The organism is Streptomyces carpinensis (genome assembly GCF_002154505.1).
Classification (GTDB): Bacteria; Actinomycetota; Actinomycetes; order Streptomycetales; family Streptomycetaceae; genus Streptomyces; species Streptomyces carpinensis.
The window spans coordinates 1-4,387 of record NZ_MUBM01000702.1; the positions used below are offsets into that span (position 1 = coordinate 1).

At 68.5% G+C, this 4,387-nt stretch carries 3 protein-coding genes and 1 pseudogene; 3 read left to right on the forward strand and 1 reads right to left on the reverse strand.

All coding sequences use genetic code 11. The features are described 5' to 3' along the window. From BZY54_RS48080 to BZY54_RS54925, 3 genes and pseudogenes are all read left to right on the forward strand, one after another. The coding region (locus tag BZY54_RS48080) for a SpoIIE family protein phosphatase (protein ID WP_107420026.1) at window positions 1–1,974 on the forward strand (1,974 nt) is incomplete at its 5' end. Window positions 1,975–2,088: 114 nt separating this feature from the next. After that, a pseudogene (locus BZY54_RS55780) lies at window positions 2,089–2,184 on the forward strand (hypothetical protein); the annotation flags it as partial. Window positions 2,185–2,227: 43 nt separating this feature from the next. Continuing rightward, complete coding sequence (locus BZY54_RS54925; RefSeq protein ID WP_279634784.1) at window positions 2,228–2,353, forward strand: hypothetical protein; 126 nt, start codon at window positions 2,228–2,230, stop codon at window positions 2,351–2,353. A 334-nt stretch (window positions 2,354–2,687) separates the two neighbouring features. Here the strand turns inward: BZY54_RS54925 and BZY54_RS48085 are convergent, their stop codons facing one another. Continuing rightward, a complete protein-coding gene (locus BZY54_RS48085) occupies window positions 2,688–3,032 on the reverse strand; it encodes an STAS domain-containing protein (protein WP_086731546.1) in 345 nt (114 codons plus the stop codon). Window positions 3,033–4,387: the final 1,355 nt, after the last annotated feature.

Sequence of the window (4,387 nt, forward strand, 5' to 3'; positions counted from 1 at the left end):
GCGGCCAGCGGGTTGGCCGCGCAGAGCGCCGAGGCGTGGGCGGATCTCTCCGATGACCAGGACGTGGCGCCCGCATACGCCATGCGGCGCGGTGAGTATGCCTGGGTGGGTGGGGACAGCCTGGGCATGGGTGCAGCCGGCACGGCAGCGGTACCCCTTCCCGGTGCCGATGGGCCGATAGGCGTGCTGTCCGTGATCATGGAAGGGTCCGGTGAGCCGGATGAGGTGCAGCGGTCCTTTCTGCATTCGGTGGCGGAATGGGCCGCTGCAGGCCTGGAGGACCTGCCGGGCAGGCTGCCCGTCCGTGGTTCACCGGCCGGCTCTGAGCAGACGGTCCGGATGGGCAAACTGACCTCGGCACTCGCCGAGGCGCTTACCTCCCAGGAAGTGGTACAGGCCGTTGCGGCGCACGTCCTGCCCCCCTTCGGGGCCGACGGGCTCATATTCTGGGTCTTCGAAGGCGGCCAACAGCGTGTGGTCGGCTCCGCCGGATACCCACAGGAATTCCTCAGCCTGCTCGATGGGATCCCCGTGGCCGACTACGCCGTGGCCACCGATGTGCTGGGGACTCGTACGCCCCAGTTCATCGAATCAGCCTCAGAGTACTGCCGCCGCTATCCAGCGCTGGAGCACATCCCGCCGGCGGCCCAGAAGAACGCCTGGGCGTTCCTGCCCATGATCGCCTCCGGGCGCTCCATCGGCATGTGTCTGGTGTCTTTCGCCCAGCCACGCTCCTTCAGCGACGAGGAGCGCACGCTGCTGACCGCGTTGAGCGGTCTGGCCGGCCAGTCGCTGGGGCGGGCCCGGTTGTACGACGTGGAGCACGCCCGCGCACAGGGGCTGCAGCGTGGCTTGCTTCCCCGGACGCTGCCCCGCCTGCCTGCCGCCCGCGCCGCCGCCCGCTATCTGCCCGCGGGCCGGGGCGAACAAGTCGGCGGCGACTGGTACGACGTGATCCCGCTGTCCGCGGACAGGGTCGCCATGGTGATCGGCGACGTCATGGGACACGGCATTCCCGAAGCGGCCACCATGGGCCAGCTACGCACCGCGGTGCGTACCCTCGCCGAACTGGACCTTCCCCCTGACGAGCTACTCAGCCGTCTCAACGACCTGGCTGGCGACCTGGGCCAGGAGTGCTACGCCACCTGCCTGTACGCCGTCTTCGACCCGATCACCCGGATGTGCTCGTTCTCCCTGGCCGGTCATCCCCCGCCGGTCGTCGTCCATCCCGATGGCACCGTCCACAGGCCCGACCTGATCGCGGACCCGCCGCTCGGGGCTGCCGAGCCACCGTTCGAAACGCACCAACTGCTTCTGCCTGAGGAGAGCCTGCTGGTCCTGTGCACCGACGGGCTCATCGAATCCGCCACCCAGGGCATCGACCAGGGTCTGGCCAGACTGCAACAGATCCTCACCCAGCATGCGGTGCTCACCTTCACTTCACCGGGCGAGGCCGACGACGTCCAGCACCTCGAGGACTTGTGCGACACGGTGGTCTCGGCCCTGCTGCCCGACCATGGCCGCACGAATGACGACGCAGCACTACTGATCGCCCACACGCGGGCCATCGACGCCGGTGATGTCGCCTCCTGCATCCTCCCGGAGGATCCCCGCGCGGCCGGACAGGCCCGGGAATTCGTCCGCGCACAACTGACCACCTGGCAACTGGGCGACCTCGCGATCACCACCGAGTTGCTGGCCAGCGAGCTGATCGGCAACGTGATCCGGCACGCCAAGGGCCCCATCCGGCTGCGCCTGCTGCGCAGTCGCTCCCTGACCTGCGAGGTCTACGACGGCAGCCTCAGCACCCCGCGCATCCGCCACGCCGCTCACACCGACGAGGGCGGCCGCGGCCTGCAACTCGTCGCCGCCCTCGCCCGACGCTGGGGCGCCCGCTACCACCGCGACGGCAAATGCATCTGGACCGAGCAAGACATCCCCACCCCGCGGGGAAACCCTGGTTCGCACTGTTGATCAAGCCATGTGTCCACCTGCGGCAGGATGCTCGCCGGTACTCGTCGATGACGCCGACGTGGTGCTGCCCGAAGGCACGCGGGCGGCGACGGTACGCCAGCAGTACGCCGACGTGCACACCTGTGGGGCAAGGGAGTCCGCATCAGGCGCATCGCTGACCGGCTCGGCCTGGACCGCAAGACGGTACGCCGCTACGCGCACGCGGACCGTGTGGAGGACATGCTCATCACCCCGCGGCTCTGGCGGACGCGCCGTGGTCCGCTACGCCGCCTACCTCAACCAGCGGTGGAGCGAGGACTGCACCGACGGCGGCCGCCTGTTTCGTGAACTGCAGCAACTCGGCTACTCCCGCAGCGTCCGCGCCGGCTGGAGCCCGTAGTACTTCAAAACGGCTTCACCGCGGCTGACCTCGTGCTATGTGCCCAGTCAGCGGTCGGGCATGATCGACACTCGTGCTCGTTCGGATGCTCTACCCGCTCGCCTCGCGGAACTGATCATCTGGCTCGGCAGCGAGAACCCCCGCTGGGGTGTCCGCCACGGTGCGCAGGCGGACGCCTGTTGCCGGCTCAGCGTTGCGGCGCGTCGACGGACGGTGCTGATGAAAGAGCCCAGTGCCACGTTCCCGCACTTCGGTCGCTGAGGGCATCGTGGCCTGGTCACGGAGCAGTGGATGGCGTGCAAGCCGCCTGAACCGCGCCAGTTCTGCAAACACCTCACGGTGGCGTCAGCGCATCGTCCAGCGAGTCGTAGATCGAGAAGACGCGGTGCAGGCCGGTGAGATGGAAGATCTTGTGGATCTCCCGCCTGGTGATCACCAGTCTCAGATCGCCCTCGTGCGTACGGATGCGCTTCAGGATGCCGACGAGAACGCCAAGGCCCGTCGAGTCCATGAACGTCACCCTCCGCAGGTCGACGATGAAGCGGGACCGGCCCTGCTCGATGAGCTTGACCACGTGCTCGCGGATGCGCGGCACGGTGAACACGTCGGCTTCGCCGCGGATCTCCACGACCGTCCAGCCATCTGACCCTCGCTGGCTGATATCGAATTCCGGATGCATGGTCCGCCTAACGAGTAAGTCCTAGGGAGAGGTTTCGGCCACATTCCTTCCGCACTGCCGTCCTGCATATGCACGAACGGCTGGTCAAAGGATCAACACCGAGGGCACGTGGCCAACGCTTCACCCCTGCGGTGGAGCGACAGTGGCGCGCCTCGGTTTCACCACCTCGATTCCTTCGCCCGCTCGGCCGGGAATCGAGGCCCGCGGCCCCCGCCTCTCTGAGCGATGCAGCCGTTCCACGGTGTTGTGCTTTTTGCACCGCTCTTCGTCGAAGCCCGGGGGCCATCCGCCGCGTGAGCCTTTGCGCAGGAGGGCGGCCTGGCTGTCGGTCCTCTCCGGGATGGTGTGCCGGACGCCCCGACGCCGCAGGTACTCACGACAGGGCCGATTGCTATAGGCCTCGTCGTCGGCGGCGCTGTCGGTCGGACTTTTTGTTGCCCAGAGCGGAGTGCATGACGGCCTCGATGGCCGATGGGTAGTCAATTCCCCAAGAACCCGACCCCATCGAACCCAGGGCATACCACCGCGGTCGTAGCTGCCGCCGGCGCCGGGCAGCACTGCGGCGACGCCGAGCAGGGCAAGCGCGACCACAGCGAGCGGCAGGGTGAGTGCGTCGGCAGCCGGTGTGCCGCGAAGTCGACGGTGGCGAGGAGCACAGCGGCAGAGACGAACAGCAGCCAGACCACCAGCTCGGGGCGGGCCCGGTGGCGGCCGCCAGCAGCGCACGGACCACGGCCATGGCGGAGGCGACGGCGAGAGTGTTCGGCCCGTAGGTGTCCCCGGCGGCGCAGCGGGCACGCCGACTGCCACGGTTCCTCGGGCGGCACGGAGAGCCGGTACGCGGGATGGGATATGAGCACGCCCGCGCCGCAGTCCCGCAAGGCGGCAGCCGTGATGATCAGCAACGTCTCCATCGGACGGAGCTCAGGGTCTCGCCGGGACCGGGCTACGACGACGGCACTACCGGGAGATCCACTGCGTCGCTGCCCGTCCTACGCTGCGGCCGCGCCCGGCTTCGCCTCTGATGACGCGGCCGAAGGCATGCGCGCGTTCAGCGAACGTCGCCTTCCGCAGTGGGCCTCAACGGACGAAAGAGACGTATAAACCCTCCGCTCAAACCCAAGAGGGCGGGACACGGTCACCGTGTCCCGCCCTCGCTGCTTCTGCAAGCTCCCCCACGACTGGCAGGCCAGCGTCGAAGACTCCTGCTGCATGGACGACTGGCACGTCGTGGACCACAACCTCGCTCCTGCCACGGCCACCGCCGAACAGGTCGCCGACGCCATCCGCGCCACCCTCGCCAACAACTGACCACCACTGCCCCCGGCGCGGGTCCCGCGCCGGGGGCAGTGGTG

What these genes read in the sequence shown, in the direction of transcription:
- BZY54_RS48085 (WP_086731546.1), bottom strand. Translation starts at nt 3,032, where the DNA reads ATGCATCCGGAATTCGATATCAGCCAGCGAGGGTCAGATGGCTGGACG.